Source organism: Rhizobium terricola (assembly GCF_012927355.1).
Taxonomy (GTDB): Bacteria; Pseudomonadota; Alphaproteobacteria; order Rhizobiales; family Rhizobiaceae; genus Allorhizobium; species Allorhizobium terricola.
Map to the genome: position 1 here is coordinate 1381834 of NZ_JABBGK010000001.1, position 24068 is coordinate 1405901.

23 protein-coding genes and 4 tRNA genes are annotated in these 24068 nt (G+C 62.2%); 11 read left to right on the plus strand and 16 right to left on the minus strand.

Annotated features, from left to right (window positions below; genetic code table 11):
* Positions 1-3: 3 nt before the first annotated feature.
* On the plus strand, positions 4-777 hold the full coding sequence (locus HHL25_RS06565; protein ID WP_169588397.1) for an amino acid ABC transporter ATP-binding protein: 774 nt from the start codon (positions 4-6) through the stop codon (positions 775-777).
* 128 nt (positions 778-905) lie between these two features.
* Here the strand turns inward: HHL25_RS06565 and HHL25_RS06570 are convergent, their stop codons facing one another.
* The 6 genes from HHL25_RS06570 to HHL25_RS06595 all read right to left on the minus strand — a co-directional run bounded on the left by HHL25_RS06570 (position 906) and on the right by HHL25_RS06595 (position 4557).
* On the minus strand, positions 906-1217 hold the full coding sequence (locus HHL25_RS06570; RefSeq protein ID WP_169588399.1) for a hypothetical protein: 312 nt from the start codon (positions 1215-1217) through the stop codon (positions 906-908).
* 269 nt (positions 1218-1486) lie between these two features.
* Positions 1487-2209 (minus strand): hypothetical protein, encoded by a 723-nt coding sequence (locus HHL25_RS06575; protein WP_169588401.1) that lies wholly within the window; start codon positions 2207-2209, stop codon positions 1487-1489.
* 367 nt (positions 2210-2576) lie between these two features.
* A complete protein-coding gene (locus tag HHL25_RS06580; protein ID WP_169588403.1) occupies positions 2577-3332 on the minus strand; it encodes a thermonuclease family protein in 756 nt (251 codons plus the stop codon).
* A gap of 164 nt (positions 3333-3496) precedes the next feature.
* Positions 3497-3573, minus strand: a tRNA-Arg gene (locus HHL25_RS06585).
* Between the two features lie 63 nt (positions 3574-3636).
* Entirely contained in the window at positions 3637-3942 is a 306-nt protein-coding gene (locus tag HHL25_RS06590) for an ETC complex I subunit (protein ID WP_169588405.1), read from the minus strand.
* Between the two features lie 258 nt (positions 3943-4200).
* The gene (locus tag HHL25_RS06595) at positions 4201-4557 is read right to left on the minus strand and encodes a hypothetical protein (RefSeq protein ID WP_169588407.1); all 357 of its coding nucleotides are present in this window, start codon (positions 4555-4557) and stop codon (positions 4201-4203) included.
* A 374-nt stretch (positions 4558-4931) separates the two neighbouring features.
* Here HHL25_RS06595 and HHL25_RS06600 point away from each other — a divergent pair, with 374 nt between their 5' ends.
* Positions 4932-5753, plus strand: a complete 822-nt coding sequence (locus HHL25_RS06600; protein ID WP_169588409.1) for a TIR domain-containing protein — start codon at positions 4932-4934, stop codon at positions 5751-5753.
* A gap of 302 nt (positions 5754-6055) precedes the next feature.
* On the opposite strand, the gene HHL25_RS06605 is transcribed toward HHL25_RS06600, so the two are convergent.
* The 3 genes from HHL25_RS06605 to HHL25_RS06615 all read right to left on the minus strand — a co-directional run bounded on the left by HHL25_RS06605 (position 6056) and on the right by HHL25_RS06615 (position 7287).
* Positions 6056-6132: transfer RNA gene (locus HHL25_RS06605), tRNA-Pro, on the minus strand.
* An 89-nt stretch (positions 6133-6221) separates the two neighbouring features.
* Positions 6222-6668 carry a DUF192 domain-containing protein gene (locus HHL25_RS06610; RefSeq protein WP_315853033.1) on the minus strand — a complete coding sequence of 149 codons (447 nt, stop codon included), beginning with the start codon at positions 6666-6668 and terminating at the stop codon, positions 6222-6224.
* A gap of 40 nt (positions 6669-6708) precedes the next feature.
* Entirely contained in the window at positions 6709-7287 is a 579-nt protein-coding gene (locus HHL25_RS06615) for a cold-shock protein (protein WP_169588413.1), read from the minus strand.
* A 184-nt stretch (positions 7288-7471) separates the two neighbouring features.
* On the opposite strand from HHL25_RS06615, the gene gloA reads away from it, so the two are divergent.
* The 4 genes from gloA to HHL25_RS06635 all read left to right on the plus strand — a co-directional run bounded on the left by gloA (position 7472) and on the right by HHL25_RS06635 (position 9494).
* The gene (gloA, locus tag HHL25_RS06620) at positions 7472-7912 is read left to right on the plus strand and encodes a lactoylglutathione lyase (RefSeq protein ID WP_169588415.1); all 441 of its coding nucleotides are present in this window, start codon (positions 7472-7474) and stop codon (positions 7910-7912) included.
* Positions 7913-8074: 162 nt separating this feature from the next.
* Positions 8075-8884 (plus strand): hypothetical protein, encoded by an 810-nt coding sequence (locus HHL25_RS06625; protein ID WP_169588417.1) that lies wholly within the window; start codon positions 8075-8077, stop codon positions 8882-8884.
* A gap of 247 nt (positions 8885-9131) precedes the next feature.
* Positions 9132-9206, plus strand: a tRNA-Glu gene (locus HHL25_RS06630).
* 213 nt (positions 9207-9419) lie between these two features.
* Positions 9420-9494, plus strand: a tRNA-Glu gene (locus HHL25_RS06635).
* Positions 9495-9533: 39 nt separating this feature from the next.
* Here HHL25_RS06635 and recJ read toward each other — a convergent pair.
* From recJ to HHL25_RS06655, 4 genes are all read right to left on the minus strand, one after another.
* Positions 9534-11336, minus strand: a complete 1803-nt coding sequence (recJ, locus tag HHL25_RS06640; protein ID WP_169588419.1) for a single-stranded-DNA-specific exonuclease RecJ — start codon at positions 11334-11336, stop codon at positions 9534-9536.
* 138 nt (positions 11337-11474) lie between these two features.
* Complete coding sequence (locus HHL25_RS06645) at positions 11475-12794, minus strand: homoserine dehydrogenase (protein WP_169588421.1); 1320 nt, start codon at positions 12792-12794, stop codon at positions 11475-11477.
* Between the two features lie 61 nt (positions 12795-12855).
* Positions 12856-14073 carry an LL-diaminopimelate aminotransferase gene (locus HHL25_RS06650; RefSeq protein ID WP_169588423.1) on the minus strand — a complete coding sequence of 406 codons (1218 nt, stop codon included), beginning with the start codon at positions 14071-14073 and terminating at the stop codon, positions 12856-12858.
* A gap of 228 nt (positions 14074-14301) precedes the next feature.
* Positions 14302-14712, minus strand: a complete 411-nt coding sequence (locus tag HHL25_RS06655) for an SHOCT domain-containing protein (protein WP_169588425.1) — start codon at positions 14710-14712, stop codon at positions 14302-14304.
* Positions 14713-14829: 117 nt separating this feature from the next.
* On the opposite strand from HHL25_RS06655, the gene HHL25_RS06660 reads away from it, so the two are divergent.
* From HHL25_RS06660 to sthA, 5 genes are all read left to right on the plus strand, one after another.
* A complete protein-coding gene (locus HHL25_RS06660; protein WP_169588426.1) occupies positions 14830-16725 on the plus strand; it encodes a PHA/PHB synthase family protein in 1896 nt (631 codons plus the stop codon).
* 69 nt (positions 16726-16794) lie between these two features.
* Positions 16795-17514 (plus strand): DNA/RNA nuclease SfsA, encoded by a 720-nt coding sequence (gene sfsA / locus HHL25_RS06665; protein WP_169589634.1) that lies wholly within the window; start codon positions 16795-16797, stop codon positions 17512-17514.
* A 40-nt stretch (positions 17515-17554) separates the two neighbouring features.
* On the plus strand, positions 17555-18391 hold the full coding sequence (gene map, locus HHL25_RS06670; protein WP_169588429.1) for a type I methionyl aminopeptidase: 837 nt from the start codon (positions 17555-17557) through the stop codon (positions 18389-18391).
* A 3-nt stretch (positions 18392-18394) separates the two neighbouring features.
* Complete coding sequence (radC, locus tag HHL25_RS06675; protein WP_390624497.1) at positions 18395-19249, plus strand: RadC family protein; 855 nt, start codon at positions 18395-18397, stop codon at positions 19247-19249.
* Between the two features lie 127 nt (positions 19250-19376).
* The gene (sthA, locus tag HHL25_RS06680; protein WP_169588431.1) at positions 19377-20780 is read left to right on the plus strand and encodes a Si-specific NAD(P)(+) transhydrogenase; all 1404 of its coding nucleotides are present in this window, start codon (positions 19377-19379) and stop codon (positions 20778-20780) included.
* A gap of 19 nt (positions 20781-20799) precedes the next feature.
* Here the strand turns inward: sthA and HHL25_RS06685 are convergent, their stop codons facing one another.
* Genes HHL25_RS06685 through HHL25_RS06695 form a run of 3 tightly spaced genes read right to left on the minus strand, consistent with a single transcriptional unit; the run spans position 20800 to position 23878 of the window.
* Complete coding sequence (locus tag HHL25_RS06685; RefSeq protein WP_169588433.1) at positions 20800-21963, minus strand: Gfo/Idh/MocA family protein; 1164 nt, start codon at positions 21961-21963, stop codon at positions 20800-20802.
* 16 nt (positions 21964-21979) lie between these two features.
* Entirely contained in the window at positions 21980-22903 is a 924-nt protein-coding gene (locus HHL25_RS06690; RefSeq protein ID WP_169588435.1) for a TIM barrel protein, read from the minus strand.
* A gap of 60 nt (positions 22904-22963) precedes the next feature.
* Positions 22964-23878 (minus strand): sugar phosphate isomerase/epimerase family protein, encoded by a 915-nt coding sequence (locus HHL25_RS06695; RefSeq protein ID WP_169588437.1) that lies wholly within the window; start codon positions 23876-23878, stop codon positions 22964-22966.
* Between the last annotated feature and the right edge of the window lie 190 nt (positions 23879-24068).

The following is a 24068-nucleotide window of genomic DNA, read 5'->3' on the forward strand; positions in this document are numbered from 1 at the left end:
CTCATGGCTGACGCTCCCCTCAAGACGCTCTCCGTTTCGGAAACGGAAGTCGCTGTCGAAATCATCAACATGAACAAGTGGTACGGTGATTTCCACGTGCTGCGCGACATCAACCTCAAGGTCATGCGCGGCGAGCGCATCGTCATTGCCGGACCGTCCGGTTCGGGCAAGTCGACGATGATCCGCTGCATCAACCGCCTAGAAGAACACCAGACCGGCCAGATCATCGTCGACGGCACGGAACTCACGAACGACCTCAAGAAGATCGACGAAGTGCGCCGCGAAGTCGGCATGGTGTTCCAGCACTTCAACCTCTTCCCGCATCTGACGATCCTGGAAAACTGCACGCTGGCGCCGATCTGGGTTCGCAAGATGCCGAAGAAGAAGGCCGAGGAGATCGCCATGCACTTCCTCGCCCGGGTGAAGATCCCGGAGCAGGCCCACAAGTATCCGGGCCAGCTTTCCGGCGGCCAGCAGCAGCGCGTGGCAATCGCCCGTTCGCTCTGCATGAACCCGAAGATCATGCTGTTCGACGAGCCGACCTCGGCACTCGACCCGGAAATGATCAAGGAGGTTCTCGACACCATGGTCGGACTCGCCGAAGAGGGCATGACCATGCTCTGCGTCACCCACGAAATGGGCTTTGCCCGCCAGGTCGCCAATCGGGTGATCTTCATGGACCAGGGCCAGATCGTCGAGCAGAACTCGCCGGCCGAGTTCTTCGACAACCCGCAGCACGAGCGCACGAAGCTCTTCCTCAGCCAGATCCTCCACTAGGACGATCAGGGCACGGCGACCACAAGGTCATCGGGGGGCGCGGACATCCTCCACACCTCAAGTGTGCAGAAACGAAAATGGCGGCCGACGGCCGCCATTTTGATTCGTCCACAGGGCAGGCAATCCGTTCACCGAAGCCCGTTCTTCCGGAGAGCGAGCGTGGTGTTCTTCTTGAGGTCCGCCGCAAGCTTTCGGGCCTTGGCCGGGGCGATGCCACCGGCAATCGACGCCTGTTCGAAGGCGGCCAGATGAGCGTCGCAGTTCTTCAAGCCGGCAGGAAGCTTGCCGCCCTTGGCGAGAGCGACGCGGCAGACCTGATAATCATACGAAGTCTTGGCCACGAGCTCCTGAGGCGTGAATTTCTGGGCGCCGGTCGTCTGGCAGCCACTGGCGAGGGCCGCAATGAGAAGCACGGCGGGTACAGTTTTCGAGAAGGTCATCATCCGACACATATCCGTAAGGCTGGAACATTAATTGGGATCTTGCAAAGCAACAGGATTCGACTTCAGCGAAAGCCAGCTCGAATTGCCTGCATTGCTGGCTGCATCCAGGGGGCAGATAGCCGCACATGGTGCGGCTACTCAAATTCGACCGACCGTCTTGTGCGGCGTCAGATCCCACCGTGGCGGACGACCGCGTTACGTCGTCAGGTCTGACGCGACGTCTATTGTCCGACGGAACGATCCAGGCCGCCGCCAAAGGCATTGGACTAGTTCGTCAGCCTGCCAAAAGCGCTACCAGAACCGGGACTAAAGCCGCCGCCAACCGAACCGGTAACATTCGATACAGCCTGGCTGATCCTTCCAGAGAGCAGGCCCGTTGCCTGCGTCGAGGCCTGCTGGACGACCTGCGGTGCCGTTACGGCGGGGATCGGCTGATTGACCAGTGACGTGACGACAGTGTTGACTGTTGTCGGACTCGTCACCTGGCGGACGACCGTCGCCGGAGGAGCTGAAATCGTCACGGCCTGCTGGACGACCTGCGGGACAGCATTACTGGGCGCGGCATTGGATGCGGTCGACGGCGCGGAAGCCTGTCCAGCAGGCGCCGACGATCCCGCGGAATCGCCGGAGCGATCGTTACGCGTCGAAGACTGACCGTCGTTGTCGGTGGAATCGCCGCTGTCACTGCCATCCGAACCATTGCTCGGCTGACCGGAATCAGGCGTCGACGAGCCGCCATCGGAGGGGGTGCCGCTGTCGTCAGGCGGAGTGTCGCCGCTGTTGTCTGGCGGAGTATAGCCGCCGCCATTGTCAGGCGGGGTGCTGCCGCTGTCAGGCGGGGTGCTGCCGCTGTCAGGCGGGGTGCTGCCGGGGTCGCCGCCATTGTCTTCGGGATCGAGCTCTTGCGCCACGACTGGCGCATGGATGACTGATGTAAATATCACCGTGCTCGCAAGCAGCGCGGACATCAAATAAAGCCTTTTCATCATTGAATTTCTCCCTTCAAAACAGGAAAGCAAATATTACTCTCGGGAACTGAGCCCATTTTTCCAATAAATTCAGAAAGGACAATAAACTTCATCAGTTAAAATATTCAGAACATATATTAGCGGAAAGATATGGATCTTAGACAAGATATATACATTTTTATCTATCGAATACTCGGACACACTGTCGACAACTATTGCCCGCGCAGCATCACCGTCCGACGCAATCCACCCATTCGCCGACAGAGAGCTTCCAACATGGATGATATGGAGGCGCCATTCTCTTCCCATACGGAGAGGCGACCGGCCCGACATCGTTCATCCGGAATGCCGGAGCGGATAGCTTTCCTAGGGAAGACTGAATCCCGCTTCAGGGACACCAGGATTTTTGTTGACCGAATCGCGGCTGGGCGAGGCCTTCGGAGACGAGCATGGCTCCGAGGGACCGACCGTCTCGCGTCACGACACGCATCGGGGGACCACTTTCGGGGACATTCTGCCCCTTCAGCTCGGAGAATTCGAAACGTCCGGCATTGAGCAACTGCCGCAGCCGGACCTTGGCGGCAAAGCCGCGGTCCCGCTCCTGCTGGCATTTCGCCCCCTCTGTGGCCGGCGCGACCACATCGGCGAGCGCGATGCGTCCCTTGCGGAACCAGAAGCTGTCGCCATCCACGACGCAGTTGTCGAGACCCGAGGTGCCGCAGAAATAGAAGGTCGCGGAAAACCCCTTGCCGTCGGCGGAGGGATCGCCCGGCCGTCCCGACGGCACCGGCACGGTGGCTGGCGCCTTGACAGCCTCGGCACCGATTTCGGCGGGCGGCGTCGGACCCTCTGCAGGTTTTGAAGCTGGCTTGGCCGCCGGCTTTGTCGCGGTGTTCGACGCCGCCTCGGTTTTGGCGCGCGACGCCGACGTCGGGGGCTTTTCAGCCGCCGAATGCCGGGCCGGTCCTGGCAGATAGGTGGCGATGAGACGCGGCAGATCGGCGCGATTGTCGTAGATGGCGATCGCCACGGCGACAGCCACAAGCGCAAGCAGCCAGAAGCCGAAGCCGCCGCCGGCCGAGCCCTTGCGCCGGGAACTGGCGCGCTTGCGCGGCTTGCCCTTGGATGTAGCGGTGCGTGCCATCAAAAATGCCCTTTCGGAGACCGGAACCCGGCAGGATTTCCCCAGGGGCCGCAGCGGCGACGCCCGTTGCGCGCGAATCGCAGACCACCGACCCTTTGCCGAGCGATAGCCGATTTTCCAGGCCGAAAGCCAGCGGGTGATGACGCGTAGCGGAAAGGAAGAAGTGGCGACCCCTGCAGGATTCGAACCTGCGACCACCTGCTTAGAAGGCAGGTGCTCTATCCAGCTGAGCTAAGGGGCCTTGCCTGCCCGGGCACTGGAGCGCGGGCAAGAGCGCATGCAATGGGCGCGGCCGGACAGCCGGTCAGTGCGTCCAGGGCTGCAGGCGATTGAACTTGAAATTGTCGGTGTACGAGACGACCTGACGCTTGCTTTCCTTGGGCGGGAGCACGCGGTATTCGATGCCTTCGCGCTGGGCATAGGCTTCGGCCTGCTCCTGCGTTTCGAAGGTCAGCTTGACCTGCTGGCGGGTGTCGGCCGAGGTCGTATACCCCATTACCGGATCGATCTTGCGCGCGATGGCCTGGTCGAATTCCAGAACCCAGAGATGCGCCTTGGCCTTGCCGGACTGCATTGCGGTCTTTGCGGGGCGGTAAATCTTGGCAGACATTGTCGCATCCAACTCCGAAGGAAACGGCGCCGGGATCCCTCCCCGCACCGCGTGATCGCCTCGCCTGCCGCAACCTCGCGCCGCGTCAGGCCTAGCTTCGTCGTAGCGACGATTGAAGGGATTTTCAAGCGGAAGATGGGGGCGGTTGCCGACATGGACGGACCGCACCCAACTTGGCCAATCAAGGGTTCGATCGATGCCCGATCGTGTTGATGCGAAGTACGGGGATGCGAAATACGGTCGCGGGCACGGTGACGACTACTCGACACACTCGGTCTTGGCGTCGGCCTCCGCGGCCGCCGTCTTTTCACCCTGCTGTTGAGCGGCGACGTCCTGATTCGACGTGGCGAGATTCGGATCGCTCGACAGCGGCAAGGTGCGGCCGTCCTTGGCAAGCGCCTCGCCCTTCCCGGCGGTGGTCGTCGTGCCGCCCGGTGTTTCGGTCCGATTTTCTGCCGTGGCGCCAGCCTCGAGCGGCGCGTGAGTGCCGTCCTTGGCGAGCCCGGCAGACCTGTCGCCGTTGATAGAAGAGCCCGTAACATCCGGGCAAGCGGCCCAGGCAGGCGCCGAAAGGGCGAGGCAAACTACTGTTGTCAGCGGAAAAAGAGCTTTCATCGTCTATCCTCCCATTGATCGGGGCAAAACGACGCTCAGGCTGTGATTGTTCCGAAAACGTTCGGAACACTACAATGACAGAAGAAGCGGAAACAAGGATGAGAAACCGCCTGCTGCGGCAGAATTGCCGTGGTCGGAGCGGAGAGATTCGAAATCGGCTATGCGATTGAATTTCAACGCTTATTTCGACCAATTTGTAAGCTTGTAAGGTGAGCACCTTTGTAACGAACGCTGAAGTGGTGTCGTCGCTTCGACTTCCGAAGTCAAGACCTGCCCCGTCAACTTGGCGCAATTTAGTTTTGTTGCTTTATATCCAATTGCTGAATGCATAATCTATCGTTGTGTCTCTCAGGCAAGGCGATTCGGGGTTGTAAATGAAAGTATTCATTAGTTGGTCTGGCGATCTCAGCAGGGAAGTAGCTGTAGTACTCCGGGATTGGCTGCCGTCGGTTATACAAAGCATCGAGCCATATGTCTCATCGGAGGATATCGACAAAGGCACGCGATGGAGCTCCGACATCGCCAGTGAACTTGAGACCTCTAGCTTTGGCATTCTCTGCGTTACCGGCTCCAATATTCATGCGCCCTGGATCAACTTTGAAGCGGGCGCTCTATCAAAGTCCGTTGAAAGCAGTCGCGTGTCCCCGTTTCTCTTTAACATCAAACGCTCGGACGTATCTGGCCCTCTCGTGCAGTTTCAATCAACAATAAACGAGAAGGAAGACATATTTAAGCTTTTAAACTCAATAAATGACGCAGAAGAAAAAAGCCTCCCAATCGATCGGCTCCGAACGATATTTGATGTATGGTGGCCGAAACTGGAAGAACATCTTTCAAAACTAGAATCAAAAACAAAGACCGACATAAAAGAAAAGGCATCGGAAAAGAAAAAAGAGTCTGATATACTTGAGGAGGTTCTTGAACTTGTTAGGTCTCAGACGCTTATAATTAGAGACCCAGAAAAATTACTTCCGCCCGCTTATTTGGAGTACGCCCTCAAGAACAGACGGCTTGACTCGCATGCCCCAATCTCAATTAGGCGACCTTTGCTTGATCTGGCGGAGCAAGTCGAGCGTTTGAAGCTGGCGCTTCACGACGACAATATTTCGCGTCTATCTTTGGCTGAACTTATAGCGGACATCGAGCAACCCCTCCATTACATGCTCAAACGATGGGGAACCAAAGAGCGAATTTGATGACTGAAAGGCGGCCCGATTTTCGGTCCATTTGGGGGCTTTGCCCGCCGACCTTCATCGGCGGGCTTCTGTCTCCAAGTCGTGAGGGTTACGCCTCATTCGGAACGGGAATGCCGTGGATTGTCAGTCGACTTTCGATATTCACAGCGAGCTTCGCACCGGGAAAGTACTCACTCATATACTTCACCGCGCGGGCGTTCTCGACAAGTTGCTCCAGCACGTCGGCTGGAGGAGCAGCTTGGACAAAGGTGCTTGAAATTCAATAACCATCTTGAACTTCAATCACTTACTTACAAAGAAAGTGGTCGGAGTGGAGAGATTCGAACTCCCGACCCTCTGGTCCCAAACCAGATGCGCTACCAGACTGCGCTACACTCCGTACCGGCGATGTGAGCGGCAATACACGGTTCGACACCGGCCCGCAACAGCAAAAAGCCAAAGAAGCACCGTCGCGACGGCGACGCGGGATTATTGGGAAGAGGACCTCGGCGGGACGATCTCGACCGTCGCACCCTCCGTGATGCCGAGCGCCGCGGCCCGTCCGCCGCGGATTTCCAGCACATAATGAACCGGTCCGCCGGAGGAGACGATCGTCTCGGAAAAAGGCGTCGTGCGATGGGCGATCCGGCTGACGCGGCGGTCCTCGCCGATGAACAGCATGTCGAGCGACAGTGGCGTGTTCTTCATCCACATCATCACGTCGCGGGTTACACCGAAATCGAAGAGCATGCCCTGGTCTTCACCAAGGTCCTCGCGGAACATCAGGCCGTGTTCGCGTTGTTCCGGGTTCGTCGCCCATTCGACATCGAGGATGTGCTCGGCGCCCCCGACTGTGCGGATCGTGAGCGGACCTCTGTCGAAATGCGGCCCTTCCGCACTTGCGGAAGCCGCCAGCGCGAACAAAAAAAGCGCCACGAAAGCGCTTTTCAGGATGCGAATGATCGACACCACGATGTTAGTGCGCCCGGACGGCGGGGCTCGGATTGTCCGGATGGATCTCGGCGGCCATCAGGCCCTTTTCGCCGGGTCCGAAGCGGACGAGCACGGTCTGGCCGGGGCGAAGTTCGGTGAGACCGAAGCGGCGGAGCGTCTCCATGTGCACGAAGATGTCCTCCGTGCCCTCGCCGCGCGTCAGGAAGCCAAAACCCTTGGTGCGGTTGAACCACTTGACCAGGGCGCGCTCCAGGCCGCTCGTCGCAGTGACCTGGACGTGGGTGCGAACCGGCGGCAGCTGCGAGGGATGGACGGCCGTCGACTGGTCCATGGAAAGGATGCGGAAGGCCTGGTAGCCCCGGTCACGCTTATGGATCAGGGCGACGATGCGGGTGCCCTCAAGGATGGTCTGATAACCGTCGCGGCGCAGGCAGGTCACGTGCAGGAGAACATCCTGCATTCCGTTGTCGGGGACGATGAAGCCGAAACCCTTGGCGACGTCGAACCACTTCACGACACCGGTGATCTCGATCAGATCGACGGCCTCGCCGGACAGCTCCTCGAAACCAGCGAGCTCTTTCGATGAAATCCTGTCCGCCATTTCCCAAAGCCCCTCGAAACGCGTCACATTGCAGAGTTAACTGATTCTTGAAGAAGAGATTAACATTCGAGCAATGGCGCTGTGCAAGTCCTAGTTTCACATATTCCCAGATGCTTTTTGGGCTATGATGCTTGCTCGAAGCTGTTGCCCGCTCCATATCCTGCGGGCTATCCGGAGAACCTTCATGCGCTATCTACACACCATGGTCCGCGTCAAAGACCTCGACGCCTCCCTCAACTTCTATTGTACCGTTTTTGGACTGACCGAGATACGGCGAATGGAAAACGAGAGGGGTCGTTTCACCCTCGTCTTTCTTGCGGCCCGCGACGACCTCGGCAAGGCTCAAGCGGATCTCGCGCCGTGCCTTGAGCTCACCTACAACTGGGATACCGAAGACTATACGGGAGGCCGCAACTTCGGCCACCTCGCCTATGAGGTCGATGATATCTACGCCACCTGCCAGAGGCTGATGGACAACGGCGTGACGATCAACCGCCCGCCACGCGACGGCCACATGGCTTTCGTGCGTTCACCGGACGGGATCTCGATCGAGATACTCCAGAAGGGTGAGAGCCTGGCACCGGCCGAGCCCTGGGCGTCGATGCCGAACACCGGTGCCTGGTAAGACGCCACACTTCACGCCTCGCGCAAGATTGGTCGCCTAAGACAAACCCATCGATGGCACGCCGGAACACGGCGCGCCGAAACCGGGATCGCCGCTGGTCCGCCGAAAGGGTCCGCGCGGCGTCCGCGATGTGGATGCGGGGTTCGACCAGTGTTGCGCAAGATGAAGACAGTGACCGGCGGCACGCTTGGCCGTGCCGCCCTGCCCGCCATGGCGGCGCTGATGCTCGCCTCGTGCCAGACGACGGCCCAGGAGGCCGCCCAGGGCGATGCGGCGGCCGATACGGCCGTCGCGGCCGCGACCCCGGCCAAGGCCGGCAAAACCGGCCAGAAGACGGGTGCCGGCTACTCCGACCCCTTCGTCGTCAGCATGGCCGGCCGGAAGACCGCGCAGCCGGCAACAGCACCTGCCGGCGACGGCGCGATCGCCGCCTATGCCCCTGCATCGGCTTCCACCCAGACAGCGAATGCTGCCGATCTCGGCGAGCTGACCATGCAGCCGACGGCCGTCAATGCGAGCCGCAACAGTCTCTTCTCCCAGGCACCGGCGGCGTCCGAGCCGGTGGCAGCGGATGCGCCACAGCCGACCGACATGGCAATGACCGACGGGGCAATGGCCGAGGGGGAAATGACTAACGGGGCTGCGACCGCTTCTTCGAGCATCGTGCCGTCGGACCTGCCGAGCCGGCAGATCAACCCGATGAGCAGAAGCCTTTTCAGCGCAGACCTTCGCCAGGCGGAACCGCCGGTCATGGAGACGGCAAGTGCGCCGGCCGCAAGCGCCGAGGAAGTGCCGGTTTACGAGCAGCCGGGTGCCGCGACCGCGGACGTAGCCGAAGCGCCGTCCGAAGAGGCCGTCGCCTACGCCGCCGAGCCTGCGCCGGGGGCCGTGCCGACACCAAACCCCGCCCCCGCCAAGAAGCGCAAGTGGCTGCCCACGCTTTCGGAAATTTTCGGCAAGAAGAAGAACTAACCTTTCGCCTTTTGACGCTGACGTCGACGGATTTCGCGTAGATCCACCGGAATGCCGGGCTTTCCGGCCTCCTCGGGATTCCTGCTGCACGCCGCTCTCAAGCCATGCCGGCAAGGCACTGGATTCATTGCCGGAAATCATGAGCGTCCGATTTCCCCGACCGGCTGTCATTTTTTTGCAAAAAACAGAAATTGGCGCTTGCGGGAATAAAATCACCTGACTATAAGGGCGCCACAACGAAGCGCAGGCGCCCTTCGTCTATCGGTTAGGACACCAGATTTTCATTCTGGGAAGAGGGGTTCGACTCCCCTAGGGCGTGCCACTTCTTCTCTTCTCCCGAGAAAATTCCAGATCTTTGATGACGGCTTCGGTCGCTCGATTGCGGTCTTCTTCCGCGCGATTTCGACGCCGTAACCGCGTAGATCCGCCGGTTTTCCACAGGTCGGATTTTTTGGAAATTGGGATGAAAAAACAGCAAGATTCCGCTTGCGGGTTTCGGCGACCCTGACTATAAGGGCGCCACAACGAAGCGCAGGCGCCCTTCGTCTATCGGTTAGGACACCAGATTTTCATTCTGGGAAGAGGGGTTCGACTCCCCTAGGGCGTGCCACTTCACCTTACGTTATTTCCCATTCAAAATTGCATCTGCTCAGAACGCCTTTGCGGCGTCGAGAACGCGCATCTGCACGCGACGTGTACCTTGCCAGTGGTCGGCGCTCAGCGTCCCCGCCACATGGATCTGCGACCCACGTCCATTGAGCAGGAAGTCACCGAGCGCGGTCTCGGCGGCTCGGAATGCAATGCCTTCCAGCCTGCTGCCGTCAGCCGCCTCGAGCGTGATCTTCACATGGGTGGTGCCGACGGGGCGTGCATCGCGCAGGCGATGCGCCGGGATGGCGAAGATCGGCTGGGCGTGACCGGAGCCATAAGGGCCGGCCGATTCGAGCTGGTCGATCAGGGCGATGGTCGCCCCGGAGGCACCGAGCGCACCATCGATCTTCAGCACCTGATTGGCGGTAAGCGCACTCACCTGGGTCGCGGACGCCTCGTCGAAGAAGCTGCGCAACCGGCCGAGGTTCGCGCGTTCGACGGTGAGGCCGGCTGCCATGGCGTGACCGCCACCCTTGATCAGCAGGCCGGCATCGACCGCTGCCCTGACCATCCGGCCGATGTCGAAGCCGTTGATCGAGCGGCCGGAGCCCGTGCCCTTGCCGTTCGGATCGAAGGCTATGGCAAAGGCCGGACGCTTGAACTTTTCCTTCAGCCGCGCGGCCAGCAGGCCGACGATGCCGGGGTGCCAGTTGTCGCGCGCCGTGACGATGACGGAGGCGCCCTCGCCCAATCCGTATTCGGCAAGCGCCTCGGCTTCCGCTTCGGCCAGCATCGCGGCCTCCATCGCCTGGCGCTCCCGGTTGAGCTCATCAAGCTTCACGGCAATCTGGCCGGCCTCCTCGACATCGTCCAGCGTCAGAAGACGGCTGCCAAGCGCGGCATCGCCTATCCGCCCACCGGCATTGATGCGCGGGCCGACCAGGAAACCGAAATGATAGGGCGTCACCGGCCCACCGATCCCGGCCACCCGCAACAGGGCCGCGAGCCCGGCATTGTTCTGGTGGCGGGCGGCGATCAGGCCCTTCGTCACATAGGCACGGTTCAGCCCCTTGAGCGGCACCACGTCGCAGACGGTAGCGAGCGCCACGAGGTCGAGCCAGGCAAGCAGATCGAGCGACCGGGCCTGGGGATGGCCGGCATCACGCAGCTGGCGCAGTGTCGCCACGAGGACGAGGAAAACCACGCCCGCCGCACACAGATGCCCCTGCCCCGAAAGATCGTCCTCGCGGTTCGGATTGACGAGCGCCAGACAGGGCGGCATCTCGTGGCCCATCTGGTGATGGTCTATCACCACCACGTCGATGCCGCGTTCATGGGCCACGGCCAGCGCCTCATGGCTGGTCGAGCCGCAGTCGACGGTAACGATCAGCTGGGCGCCGCGATCGATCAGTTGCCCGATCGCCGCCGGGTTCGGGCCATAACCTTCGAAGATCCGGTCGGGAATATAGATCTCCGCGTCGATGCCGAAATGATGCAGGAAGCGCGAGAGAAGCGCCGAGGAGGCCGCACCGTCGACATCGTAGTCGCCGAAGATCGCCACGCGGGCGCGGGCGCGAATTGCAGCGGTGAGCCGGGCCGCGGCCGTCTCGCAATCGGTCAGCTTGGACGGGTCGGGCATCAGCGAGCGGATGGTGGGATCGAGGAAGGCAGGCGCCTCGTCGACCCCGACGCCCCGCCCCGAAAGAACCCTTGCCACAAGTTCCGGCAGGCCATGCAGCTGGGTGATCGCCAGCGCGCGGTTCTGGCCCGCCTGATCGAGACGGGACACCCAGCGTTGCCCGGTCACGGAGTGATCGACGCCGAGGAATGCGCGGGGAACGGGATCTACGGGTTCTTCCATGCCAAGCCTGTCCGTTATGCCATGCGTTCCCTTCTACAGGTCCTTCGGCAAATGAACAGCCCCGCCACTGCGGCAGTCGGCGATGTCGGCGAGAGGGGAAAGGTGCCGGGGTCTATCAGACCCCGGCAAGGAATGCCGTCAGGCAGCCTTCGGGCGCTCGATGCGGATGACCTGCGGCTCGCCGACCAGGTAACCTTCGTTCTTAATCGCGGCGACGGCCTTGCGCACCGCATCTTCCATCGTCGCATGGGTGACGAGGATGATCGTCACGGGCGTGCCGGCGGGGGCGTGTTCCGAGCGCTGGACGATCGATTCGAGCGAGATGTTGTTCTCCGCCATGCGGGTCGCGATGCTGGCGAAGACGCCGGCACGGTCAACGACGCTGAGACGGATGAAGTAGCCGCCTTCGTGGCTCTGCATCTTCGCCTGACGATAAGGCTCGAGCAGATGGGCCGGACGGCCGAGGACCGGAACCTGCTGGGCGCCCGGTCGGCTCTTGGCAATGTCGGTGATGTCGCCGAGCACGGCAGACGCGGTCGCATTGCCGCCGGCGCCCGGGCCGACCATCAGGAGTTCGCCGAGAATGTCGGATTCGAGCGCCACGGCATTCGTCACGCCGTCGACCTGGGCGATCACCGAATCGAGCGGCACCATCGTCGGATGCACGCGCTGCTCGATGCCGGTCTCGGTCCGCTGGGCAACGCCGAGCAGCTTGATGCGGTAGCCGAGGTCACGGGCGGCGTGGATGTCCTCGATCGAGATGTTGCTGATACCTTCGAGATAGATATCGGCGGCGGCGATCTCGGAGCCGAAGGCGAGCGTCGTCAGGATGGCGAGCTTGTGCGCGGTGTCATTGCCCTCGATGTCGAAGGTCGGATCGGCTTCGGCATAGCCGAGGCGCTGGGCTTCCTTCAGGCAGGCCTCGAACGACAGGCCTTCCTTCTCCATGCGGGTCAGGATGTAGTTGCAGGTGCCGTTCATGATGCCGTAGACGCGGCTGAAGCTGTTGCCCGTCAGGCTTTCGCGCACGGCCTTGATGACCGGGATGCCACCGGCGACGGCCGCTTCGTAGTTGAGCAGCAGGCCCTTTTCCTCGGCGAGCTTCGCCAGCTCGACGCCGTGGCGGGCGAGCAGTGCCTTGTTGGCGGTCACGACATGCAGGCCGCGCGAAAGCGCCGCGCGCACCGACGCGTCTGCCGTCCCTTCCGCGCCGCCGACCAGCTCGACGAAGACGTCGATGTCGGCCTTTTCCGCCATCTCGACCGGGTCGTCGAACCAGGCGATGGCGGAAAGATCGACGCCGCGGTCCTTGTTGCGGCTGCGGGCCGAAACGGCCGTGATCTGGATGGCACGGCCGCAGGAGACGGCCAGCTCGTTGCTGCGCTGCTGGAGGATGCGGACCAGCGAGGCACCGACGGTGCCGAGACCCGCAATGCCAATCTTAAGGGCATCAGCCATAAAACAATCCTGACATTTCAAAACATGGGGAATGGCGGCCACGAACGGGCCGCCGGGAGTTTCAACGGTGCGCGTTCAGCGGAATGACGTTGTGCATCGTCTCGTCCGCCGTCGACAGGAACTTCTTGATGTTGCGGGCGGCCTGACGGATGCGATGTTCGTTCTCGACGAGTGCGAGACGGACATATTCGTCGCCCATTTCGCCGAAGCCGATACCCGGAGCGACCGCCACATCGGCCTTCTCGACCAGAAGCTTGGAGAATTCCAGCGAGCCGAGAGCCCGGAACTTTTCCGGGATCTTCGCCCAAGCGAACATGGTGGCGGCCGGCGGCGGCACTTCGAAGCCGGCCTTGCCGAAGGTGTCGACCATCACGTCGCGGCGGCGCTTGTAGACGCTGCGAACCTCGGCGATGTCGGAGCCATCGCCATTGAGCGCGTGGGTTGCCGCCACCTGGATCGGCGTGAAGGCGCCGTAGTCGAGGTAGGACTTGACGCGGGCAAGGGCTGCAATCAGGCGCTCGTTGCCGACCGCGAAGCCCATGCGCCAACCCGGCATCGAGAAGGTCTTGGACATCGAGGTGAACTCGACGGCGACGTCCATCGCGCCCGGCACTTCCAGTACTGACGGCGGCGGCGTGTCGTCGAAGTAGATTTCGGAATAGGCAAGGTCGGAGAGCACGATCAGGTCGTGCTTCTTCGCAAAGGCGATGACGTCCTTGTAGAAGTCGAGGCTCGCCACCTTGGCCGTCGGGTTCGACGGATAGTTGATGATGAGCGCCAGCGGCTTCGGGATCGAGTGGCGAACGGCGCGCTCGAGCGGCGGGAAGAAGGTCTCGTCCGGCTCGACCGGGATCGAACGGATGACGCCACCGGTCATCAGGAAGCCGAAGGCATGGATCGGATAGGTCGGGTTCGGGCAGAGAATCACGTCGCCGGGCGCCGTGATCGCCTGCGCCATGTTGGCGAAGCCTTCCTTGGAGCCGAGCGTGGCGACGACCTGGGTGTCGGGATTGAGCTTCACGTTGAAGCGGCGGGCATAATAGGCCGCCTGCGCGCGGCGCAGACCCGGAATGCCCTTGGACGACGAATAACGGTGGGTGCGCGGATCCTGGACGACTTCGCAGAGCTTGTCGACGATGGCCTGCGGGGTCGGAAGGTCGGGGTTGCCCATGCCGAGGTCGATGATGTCGGCGCCACCGGCTCGCGCGCTCGCCTTCAAACGATTGACCTGTTCGAAAACGTAAGGCGGCAGACGCCGGACTTTGTGAAACTCTTCCATCTTCAACCCCTGGAACCGCGCGGTCCGCACCGCGTCAGGCGGGTTCGTTTGCCTAGTGAATGCCCGCCCCGCAACGAACCGCAAAACCGGGACCGGCCAAGTGTAGCTTATTCGGCATCGTCGCGGCAAATCATGGCGCAAACATGCCCGCGGGGCAAAGCGGCACCGAAGCGGGAACCGCCTGCCCTAAAGAGTTGCTTTGCGTAAAAAGCCGAACAAAGGCAAGCGCTATTTAGCGATTTGTGCCTGGGTTTCGGCGCCGTGCTCGGCGGCCAGCTTGCGCAGCGCAAGCAGGCGCTTCTGGTACTCGGCCTCCGAGATCGTCCCGGCCTTGCGCGCGGCACCGAGCGCCGTCAACCTGGACTGGAGGTCTGTCGCCTCCTCGTTGGTCATCTGGACGTTGGCCGCCGTCAGCGGGCCGGAGAAGCTCGGATAGCCGTCCGGCGATGTCGCAGGCGTCACCGTCTGAGCGGGCGCATCCGGATCGGCGACGGTCACCTCGAGGTTCGGAGCCTGGCTTGCGGGCTTTGCGGCCTCGTTGGAGCGCGTCGTGCAGCCGGCCGCGGCGAGCAGAAGACCGAGTGCGGCAAGGCCCGCCGTGCGGCGCATTGATCCAGAAGCCCAAGTATAAGCGATCATTGTCGAATCCAGACGCCGGCCACGCGGCACGGCATGCAAAAAGCCTTTGTTTCGTCACACGGTCAATGTCAGACTGTGCTTTCGTATCTATGGAACTTGTAGTCGTTTTCAGGCAGGATGCGCAATTACAAAAGACGCCGAGAAAACGATCCTGGGGAGGACGGTTTGACGAGCAAGCAGGAAGAGGCAGGACAGGGCGGCGCACGAACCTCGGCATTCGATCCGAAGCTGATCGAGCCCTATGTCGTCAAGGATCCAGAAACGCTCGCAGTGAACGTCGCCAAGGCTGTCGAAAACCTCGGCAAGGCCGCGTCCGTCTGGCTGGCGCCGCGCGAACGCGGTGAAATCGTCGACCCCTTGTCCGAGCCGATGACCGAACTGGTCAAGACCATGTCCAAGGTCGCCGAATACTGGATGTCCGATCCGAAGCGGACGCTGGAGGCCCAGACCCACCTGATGGCCGGCATGTTCGGCATGTGGACGAAGACCATTTCACGCTTCTCTGGCGACGCAACCGAAGAGCCGAATCTCCAGCCGCTGAAGGACAAGCGCTTCGCCGACGAGGACTGGCAGCGCAATCCCTTCTTCGATTTCCTGCGGCAGGCCTATGTCATTCTCTCGGAATGGGCGGAGAAGATGGTGACGCAGGCCGAGGGGCTCGACGATCACACACGCCACAAGGCCGAGTTCTATGTGCGGCAGATCACGGCGGCGCTTTCCCCCACGAACTTCGTCATCACCAATCCGCAGCTTTATCGCGAGACTGTCGCCAGCCATGGCGCCAATCTGGTCAAGGGCATGAAGATGCTCGCCGAGGACATTGCCGCCGGCGGCGGAGACCTCAGGATCCGCCAGACCGACACCAGCAAGTTCAAGGTCGGCGAGAACATGGCGGTCACTCCGGGCAAGGTGATCGCGCAGAGCGAAGTCTGCGAGGTGATCCAGTACGAGGCGGCGACCGAAACCGTGCTCAAGCGGCCGCTTTTGATCTGCCCGCCATGGATCAACAAGTTCTACATCCTCGACCTCAACCCGCAGAAGAGCTTCATCAAGTGGTGCGTCGAGCAGGGACACACGGTCTTCGTGATCTCCTGGGTCAATCCGGACGAGCGCCATGCGGACAAGGATTGGGAATCCTACATCCGCGAAGGCATCGATTTTGCCCTCGACACCGTGGAAAAGGCGACCGGCGAGAAGCAGGTGAATGCGATCGGCTACTGCGTCGGCGGCACGCTGCTCGCCGCGGCCCTGGCGCTGCACGCGCAGGAGAAGAACAAGCGGATCGCCAGCGCGACCTTCTTCACCACGCAGGTCGACTTTACCCATGCCGGCGACCTCAAGGTGTTCGTCGATGAGGGGCAGATCGGAAGCATCGAAGATCGCATGAAGTCCTCGGGCTATCTGGACGGGTCGAAGATGGCGGCAGCCTTCAACATGCTGCGCGCCTCGGAACTGATCTGGCCCTACTTCGTCAACAACTACCTGAAGGGCCAGGATCCGATGCCCTTCGACCTGCTCTACTGGAATTCCGATTCGACGCGGATGGCGGCGGCCAACCACTCGTTCTACCTGCGCAATTGCTACCTCAACAACAATCTGAGCCAGGGCAAGATGGAAATTGCCGGCAAGACGCTATCGCTCAAGGACGTCAAGATCCCGATCTACAACCTCGCCACCCGCGAGGACCACATCGCGCCGGCAAAATCGGTCTTCATCGGCAGCGCCCTGTTCGGCGGTCCGGTCGAATACGTTCTGTCCGGATCGGGTCACATCGCCGGCGTTGTCAATCCGCCCGACAAGCTCAAGTACCAGTACTGGACCAACGGCCCCGTCGCCGGAACCTACGAGGACTGGGCGGCGACTGCCAAGGAAACGCCGGGCTCCTGGTGGCCGCACTGGCAGGCCTGGGTGGAGAAGCTCGACAACAAGCGGGTTCCGGCTCGCAAGCCGGGCGGCGGAGCACTGAACGCCATTGCCGATGCGCCGGGCGCCTATGTTCTCGCACGGGTGTGACCACAAGTCGGCATTTCGTTGCAGCCCACGCTTTACGGCCCGCCCACCGAGGCGCTACGTGCGATCGTCATGATCTTCTCCCCGCCGCTCGTCCCTGCCCGGCTCATCCGCCGCTACAAGCGCTTCCTGTTCGACGCAGTGCTCGAAGACGGCCGCGAAATCACGGGCTTTTGCCCCAATACCGGCTCGATGCTGGGGCTGACGGAGCCGGGCTCGCGGATCTGGCTCTCGGAACATGACAGCCCTAACCGCAAGCATGCCCATGCCTTCGAACTGATTGAAGCGGCGGGCACGGTGGTCGGCGTCCATGCGGCGCTCGCCAACAGGCTGGCGGAAGAAGCCATTCGGGCCGGTCTCGTGGCGGATCTAGCCGACTACCCGACGATCGCCCGCGAGCAACGTTATGGCGCTCGGTCTCGGATCGACTTCCTGCTGAGCGGCCCCGACCGACCGGCCGCCTATGTCGAGGTGAAGAACGTCCACTTCACCCGGAAGGTCGGACTTGCGGAGTTCCCTGACACGACCACCGCCCGCGGCGCCCGGCATCTTACCGAACTCGTCGAAGTGGTCCGGGCAGGCCAAAGGGCGGTCATGCTCTATCTGGTGCAGCGTGAGGATTGCAACGCCCTGCGCATCTGCGGCGATCTCGACCCCGTCTATGCTGAGAATTTTGCCGCCGCGATTGCCGCCGGCGTCGAGGCATATGCGGTCAAATGCAGGGTCACGCCCGCGGAAATTGTGCCGCTCGGGCCGATCGCAATGGACGAACCCCGCCTCGCTGCTTTATGAACGGGGAAACACAGCAGTTCAATCGACCGAAAGCGGACGAATGGTAACCTATATCGACGCGGCTTCCGCCCCGCTCAAGAATACCGGTGCAATCAGGCTCTATGGGCCCGAGGATTTCGCAGGCATGCGCAAGGCCTGCCAACTGACGGCACGCTGTCTCGACGAACTCGTGCCGATGGTGAAACCCGGCGTCACCACCGATGCCATCGACCGCTTCGTCTTCGAGTTCGGCATGGACAATGGCGCGCTGCCGGCCACGCTGAACTATCGCGGCTATACCAAGTCGGTCTGCACCTCGATCAACCACGTCGTCTGCCACGGCATCCCGAACGACAAGCCCCTGCGTGACGGCGATATCGTCAACATCGACGTGACCTATGTCCTCGACGGCTGGCACGGCGATTCGAGCCGCATGTATCCGGTCGGCGAAATCAAGCGCGCGGCCGAGCGGTTGCTCGAAGTCACCTATGAATGCCTGCTGCGCGGGATTGCCGCCGTGAAGCCTGGCGCCCGCACCGGCGCAATTGGCGAAGCGATCCAGACCTATGCCGAAGCCGAGCGTTGCTCCGTGGTGCGCGATTTCTGCGGTCACGGCGTCGGTAAGCTGTTCCATGACAGCCCGAACATCCTGCATTACGGCCGCGCCAGCGAGGGGCCGGAACTGAAGGAAGGCATGATCTTCACCATCGAGCCGATGATCAATCTCGGCAAGCCGCATGTGAAGGTACTCGCCGATGGCTGGACCGCGGTGACCCGCGACCGTTCGCTGACCGCGCAATACGAACATGCCGTCGGCGTGACGGCGACGGGCTGCGAGATCTTCACCCTGTCGCCGGGCGGTTTCGACCGGCCGGGCCTGCCGCCACTCAAAGGCTGACCCATGGCAAAGCCTCCTGCTCCCGGCCCCCACGACGACGAAGACGCTCCGGCCTTCGACCTGTCGGGGCCGGCAGGAGGTGGAATGCCGCCGGTCGACGACGAGCGAGGCTTCTTCGCCGAGCAGCCACCGAAAGCGGGCGCCCTGAAGAAGCGGGCCGCGATCGGCGATGTGGTCGAAACGCCCGAGACCCATTACCACGGCCATCGCGACCGCCTGCGCAGTCGCTTTCGCGACAGCGGCGACACCGCGCTCGCCGACTACGAGATCCTCGAACTCCTCCTCTTCCGCCTGATCCCGCGGCGCGATACAAAGCCGATTGCAAAGGCGCTGATCGCCCGTTTCGGCACGCTGGCAGGCGTGATCGGCGCCAACCCGGCGCTGCTTCAGGAAGTGAAGGGCGTCGGAGAAAACGTCGCGCTCGACCTGAAGCTGGTCGCCAGCGTCGCCCAGCGCATGCTGAAGAGCGAAATCCGCGGCAAGCAGGTGCTGTCGTCCTGGTCCTCGGTGATCGACTATTGCCACACCGCCATGGCCTATGAATCGACCGAACAATTCCGCATCCTGTTCCTCGACAAGCGCAATGCGCTGATCGCCGACGAGGTGCAGGGCCGCGGCACCGTCGATCACACGCCGGTCTATCCGCGCGAGGTGGTGAAGCGGGCGCTGGAGCTGTCGGCCACCGCCATCATTCTGGTCCACAACCATCCCTCCGGCGACCCGACACCGTCGCGGGCCGACATCGACATGACCAAGATGATCGTCGACACGGCGAAACCCCTCGGCATCACGGTGCATGACCACATCATCATCGGCCGGGACGGTCATGCAAGTCTCAGAGGCCTCAGGCTGATCTGACATGTCGCTTCTGTCCATGTCGCAATGCGGAATCGATAACGAAACGGTTAGGATGGACTGCTAGTCTAACCCCCGGGACATCTTGCAGCGTGTGCGGTTCTCGCGCGCGTCATTCGGGGACATCGGCATGAACCAATATGATTTCGTCGTCGTCGGCAGCGGACCGGCAGGCCGTCGTGCTGCCATCCAGGCCGCCAAGCTCGGCAAGAAGGTGCTGGTGATCGAGAAGGGTACGCGCGTCGGCGGCGTGTCGGTGCATACCGGAACCATCCCCTCCAAGACGCTTCGCGAGACGGCACTCAACCTGACCGGATGGCGCGAGCGCGGCTTTTACGGCCGCAGCTACCGCGTGAAGCAGGAGATCAATGCCGACGACCTGCGCCGGCGGCTGCTGATCACGCTGGACCACGAAGTGGACGTCCTGGAGCACCAGTTCGCCCGCAATCGCGTGTCCCAACTACGGGGTGCCGCGCGGTTCATCGATCCGCATACGCTGGAGGTCGAGAAGGACGACGGCGAGCTGATCCGGGTCCATGCCGGCGCGGTCCTGCTGGCCGTGGGCACCAAGCCCTACCGCCCCGCACATATCCCCTTCGATGGCGAAGCTGTCCTGGACAGCGACGAGATCCTCGAAATCAAGGAGGTTCCGCGCTCGATGGTGGTCATCGGTGCCGGCGTCATCGGTATCGAATATGCAACGATCTTCTCCGCACTCGACACGGCAGTCACCGTGATCGAGCCGCGCGACACCATGCTCGACTTCCTCGACAAGGAGATCGTCGAGGACTTCGCCTACCAGCTGCGCGACCGCAACATGAAGCTGGTCTTCGGCCAGACTGTCGAAAAGGTCGAAAAGGAGCCGACCGGCAAGTGTCGCGTGACGCTGCAGAACGGCCGTTCCATGATCGCGGAGATGGTGTTGTTCGCCGCCGGACGGGTCGGCGCCACCGACAGCCTCAATCTCGAGGCCTGCGGGCTGGAGGCCGACAATCGCGGCCGCCTGAAGGTCAATCCGGACACCTTCCAGACCTCTGTTTCGAATATCTACGCCGCTGGCGACGTGGTCGGCTTCCCTTCCCTTGCCTCGACCTCGATGGAACAGGGCCGCATCGCCGCCCGGCATGCCGTCGGTGCCCCGGCACACGAGCCGCCGCAATACTTCCCCTACGGCATCTATGCCGTGCCCGAGATCTCGACCTGCGGCCTCACCGAAGAGGAAGTGCAGCAGCGCGGCATTCCCTATGAATGCGGCGTCGCCCATTTCCGCGAGACCTCGCGCGGCCATATCATGGGGCTCGACAGCGGTCTCCTGAAGATGATCTTCTCGCTGAAGACCCGACGCCTGCTCGGCGTCCACATCGTCGGCGAAGGGGCGACCGAGCTTGTCCACATCGGACAGGCCGTGCTGAACCTCAAGGGCACCGTCGAATATTTCGTCGAGAACACCTTCAACTACCCGACGCTCGCCGAGGCCTACAAGATCGCAGGCCTCGACGCGTGGAACCGCATGGGTGAACTGAAGAAGGAATAACCGTCAAGCGGTAGTCCACCTAGCGGTAGTCCACCCAGACGGCACCGGCATCGGCGGACCGGACGCAGTTTTCTACCCAGCGGACGCCTTCGAGACCGGCATCAATCCCCGGAAACGTCAGCTTCTCCATACCCTCAGGCGCAAGACCGCGTCTGCCGTTTATGGCGTATGCGAAACGCCGATAGAGGTTCGCCCAGGCCTCGAACAGGCCTTCCGGGTGGCCACCGCCGATGCGGTCGTCGATCCGCGCCTCGGGATAGAGATAGTCCATACCGCGTTCGAGAATGCGCACCGGCTCGCCCTGGATCTCATAGGAGAGCTGGTTGGGCCGCTCGTCCCACCATTCGATGCTTGCCTTCTCGCCGACGATGCGCAGCTTCTGGCCGTGCATTGAACCCGCATTGACGGCGCTCGACCAGACGGTGCCAATCGCGCCGTTGTCGTATTCCATCAGGGTGACGGCATTGTCCTCAAGCGGCGCGCGGCTCCTGACGAAGCTCTGGCGGGCGCACATCAGCCGCGTGATCCTCAGATGCGGCAGGATCACTTCGGAAAGGTGGAGGGGGTGCGTGCCGATATCGCCCAGAACGTAGCTCGGGCCGGCGAATTTCGGGTCGACGCGCCATTTCGTCGAAGGGTTCTGTTCCTCCACCGGAGCGGAATGAAAGCCGTGGGCGAATTGAAGGTTGACGATTCGGATCTCGCCGAGATCGCCGTTTCGCACCATGACCCGGGCCTGCTCGATCATCTGGTGGCCGGCATAACCATAGGTCACGCCGACGATCCGGCCCCGCTCCTCGGAAAGCGTCTTGAGTTCCTCCGCCTCGGCCACCGTGAAGCAGAGCGGCTTTTCGCAGACGACGTGCAGATCGTGCTCCAGGGCTGCCTTGCAGATGGCGAAATGGGTGTTGTTCGGCGTGGCGATCGAGACCGCCTGAATGCCGTCAGGGCGTTTTGCCTCCGCCGCGAACATGGAAAGATAGTCCGGATAGCCGCGCTCCGCGTCGAGCCCCAGATCGACGGCGAAGGCCCGGCCGCGCTCCGGATCGATGTCGAAGGCGCCTGCGACCAGACGGAACACATCGTCGCGCAGGGCGGCCGAGCGGTGGATGGAGCCGATCTGGCTTCCTCGCCCGCCGCCGACCATGCCCCAGCGGATCGCGCCGCTTTTTGTGTCTGCCATTATACGTCCTTCCCTCTCAGAAACCAACGGAGCGCAGGTAGTCGCGGCTTTCCTTGACGTCCGAGAGACTGCCGGCGACGCTTCTCGGGTCGCGCTCCTGCTCAACCGTGATGAAGCCGTGATAGCCGATCGCCGTGAGCGTCCGGCGGATTGCGGGATAGTCGATCACGCCGCGACCGATCGGGCTCATGACACCTTCGGCACAGGCCTCGAAGAAGCGGATCTTCTTCGCCATCACTCGATCGAAGACCGCCTTGTCGATATCCTTGAAATGCACGTAGTCGAGCCTGTCGGCGTAACGCACAAGGGTATCGACCGGGTCCATGCCCGCATACCAGGTGTGGCCTGTGTCGATGCAGAAGCCGGCGACCTCCTTCGGCACGTCGCGGGCGATCCTGTCGATCTCGTCGGCGAATTCGATATAGCCGCCGGGATGGGGATGGATGACGGCGCGTACGCCGAACTCGTCGCGGGCACAGGTGGCGATCGCCATGATGTTGTCGACCATGCCGGCCCAGGCTTCGTCCGACAGGCGCGGCGCGCGATCGGAATGACCGGCGGCAAAGTCGCGCTCGTCATGGCCCCAGTCCATGACCGTGAGATAGGGCGTTGCGAAACGCTGCCCCGGCGACTGCTCGGGCTGCGGCAGCTGCGTCGTCACCGCGCAGATCTCGCGCGTCTGCCTCACCAGGTTGTCGCGATTGGCCGGAGAGACCAGATCGTCGAAGATGGTGCCGGCAACGATGAAGAGACCGCGGTCGGACAGCGCCTTCGCGACCAGGGCGCTGTCCAGCGGCACATAGCCATAAGGTCCAAGTTCGAGCCCGCCATAACCGGCGGCTGCGGCCTCGTCGAAGACACGTTCCCAGGCGGGTAGGTTCGGATTTCGGACGTCGTCCACGCCCCAGCAGCAGGGGGCGGTCGTGATCGTGATGCTCACGGTTCGGGTTCCTGTTTCAACGATGGCCAGCAGTTGATGACGGCTGCGGCGGGTGCACGCTCAGGCGCCCTTTGCGCCCCAGTATTTGTCGACGTATTTCTGGATCTCGGCGCGCATGAAGCGACCCGACTGGTCGGCCTTGTCCTCCCAGCCGAAGACGCAGGCCGTGACGATGCCGTCGAAGCCGACCGCGGCGAGCGAGGAGAAGAAGACATCCCAGTCGATTTCGCCCTGGTACATGTTCATGTGCTGGTGGATCGTCACCTTCGCGCCCGGTGGATTGATGATATAGCGCAGCCCCGAGGACGCCTTGTGGTTATAGGTATCGGCCACGTGTACATGGGCAATCAGCGGGCCGGCATCGCGGATCATCTTCGCCATGTCGTCACCGAAGTAGAAGGTATGCGGCGCGCAATAGAGGAACTTGACGTTGTTCGAGCCGATGGTCTTCAGCATGTCGATCGCCGGATGCAGCGTCTCGCACCAATCTTCCGGATGCGGCTCCATGTTGAGGGTGACTCCCTCCTTTTCGAAGACCGGGACCAGTTCCTCCATCGAGCGCCACCAGGCCGCCTCGCTGTGTTCGTGGTTGTGCATGCCGCCGCAGCAGCTGGAACGGTGGCCACGATCCGGCGACGGGCCGCGGCCGAATTCGGAATTCATCGTGTCGCAGCCCATCTCGGAGGAGATCCGGATCGCCTCCTTCCAGTAGCGCACGGCAGCCTGTCGCTCGTCCTCATGTGGGCTGGCCCAACGATACATCGGCAGGATCGAGGCGAGCTGCACGCCATGGTCCTTCAAGGCCTTCTTGAACTCGGCGATGCGCTCCTTGTGGGCGCGCGGCCTCACCCACCAGGGAAGGAAATCGTCGCGCGGCGAGAGCTCGATGTATTCGTAACCGAGTTCGGCGGCCTTGCGGCAGAGGTCATTGAGGCCGAGATGCCGGTGCATATGGGGGTCGAGTGCGATCTTCATCCGTGTTCCTCCGTCATCCGCCCTGCCCGTCGCGGCAGCGGATCCATTGCTTGGCTCGGTCGATTGTCAGGCTTCGGTTGTCCTCCCGAATTGCTGTCAGGCTAGTCCGCACTTGTCATCATTCGCCAATGCTACGTTGATCAAATTTGATCATTGACCGGACAGGCCGGCAGTGTTCCTCTCGCAGAGG

Coding starts and splice junctions, on each gene's coding strand:
- HHL25_RS06575 (WP_169588401.1), bottom strand. CDS start 2,209: ATGATGAAAAGGCTTTATTTGATGTCCGCGCTGCTTGCGAGCACGGTG.
- radC (WP_390624497.1), top strand. CDS start 18,395: ATGGCAAAGCCTCCTGCTCCCGGCCCCCACGACGACGAAGACGCTCCG.
- map (WP_169588429.1), top strand. CDS start 17,555: ATGGTAACCTATATCGACGCGGCTTCCGCCCCGCTCAAGAATACCGGT.
- HHL25_RS06625 (WP_169588417.1), top strand. CDS start 8,075: ATGAAGACAGTGACCGGCGGCACGCTTGGCCGTGCCGCCCTGCCCGCC.
- HHL25_RS06615 (WP_169588413.1), bottom strand. CDS start 7,287: ATGGCGGACAGGATTTCATCGAAAGAGCTCGCTGGTTTCGAGGAGCTG.
- sthA (WP_169588431.1), top strand. CDS start 19,377: ATGAACCAATATGATTTCGTCGTCGTCGGCAGCGGACCGGCAGGCCGT.
- HHL25_RS06600 (WP_169588409.1), top strand. CDS start 4,932: ATGAAAGTATTCATTAGTTGGTCTGGCGATCTCAGCAGGGAAGTAGCT.
- HHL25_RS06645 (WP_169588421.1), bottom strand. CDS start 12,794: ATGGCTGATGCCCTTAAGATTGGCATTGCGGGTCTCGGCACCGTCGGT.
- HHL25_RS06595 (WP_169588407.1), bottom strand. CDS start 4,557: ATGAAAGCTCTTTTTCCGCTGACAACAGTAGTTTGCCTCGCCCTTTCG.
- HHL25_RS06660 (WP_169588426.1), top strand. CDS start 14,830: ATGCGCAATTACAAAAGACGCCGAGAAAACGATCCTGGGGAGGACGGT.
- HHL25_RS06565 (WP_169588397.1), top strand. CDS start 4: ATGGCTGACGCTCCCCTCAAGACGCTCTCCGTTTCGGAAACGGAAGTC.
- HHL25_RS06655 (WP_169588425.1), bottom strand. CDS start 14,712: ATGATCGCTTATACTTGGGCTTCTGGATCAATGCGCCGCACGGCGGGC.
- HHL25_RS06570 (WP_169588399.1), bottom strand. CDS start 1,217: ATGACCTTCTCGAAAACTGTACCCGCCGTGCTTCTCATTGCGGCCCTC.
- recJ (WP_169588419.1), bottom strand. CDS start 11,336: ATGGAAGAACCCGTAGATCCCGTTCCCCGCGCATTCCTCGGCGTCGAT.
- HHL25_RS06590 (WP_169588405.1), bottom strand. CDS start 3,942: ATGTCTGCCAAGATTTACCGCCCCGCAAAGACCGCAATGCAGTCCGGC.
- HHL25_RS06695 (WP_169588437.1), bottom strand. CDS start 23,878: ATGAAGATCGCACTCGACCCCCATATGCACCGGCATCTCGGCCTCAAT.
- sfsA (WP_169589634.1), top strand. CDS start 16,795: ATGATCTTCTCCCCGCCGCTCGTCCCTGCCCGGCTCATCCGCCGCTAC.
- HHL25_RS06580 (WP_169588403.1), bottom strand. CDS start 3,332: ATGGCACGCACCGCTACATCCAAGGGCAAGCCGCGCAAGCGCGCCAGT.
- gloA (WP_169588415.1), top strand. CDS start 7,472: ATGCGCTATCTACACACCATGGTCCGCGTCAAAGACCTCGACGCCTCC.
- HHL25_RS06650 (WP_169588423.1), bottom strand. CDS start 14,073: ATGGAAGAGTTTCACAAAGTCCGGCGTCTGCCGCCTTACGTTTTCGAA.
- HHL25_RS06685 (WP_169588433.1), bottom strand. CDS start 21,963: ATGGCAGACACAAAAAGCGGCGCGATCCGCTGGGGCATGGTCGGCGGC.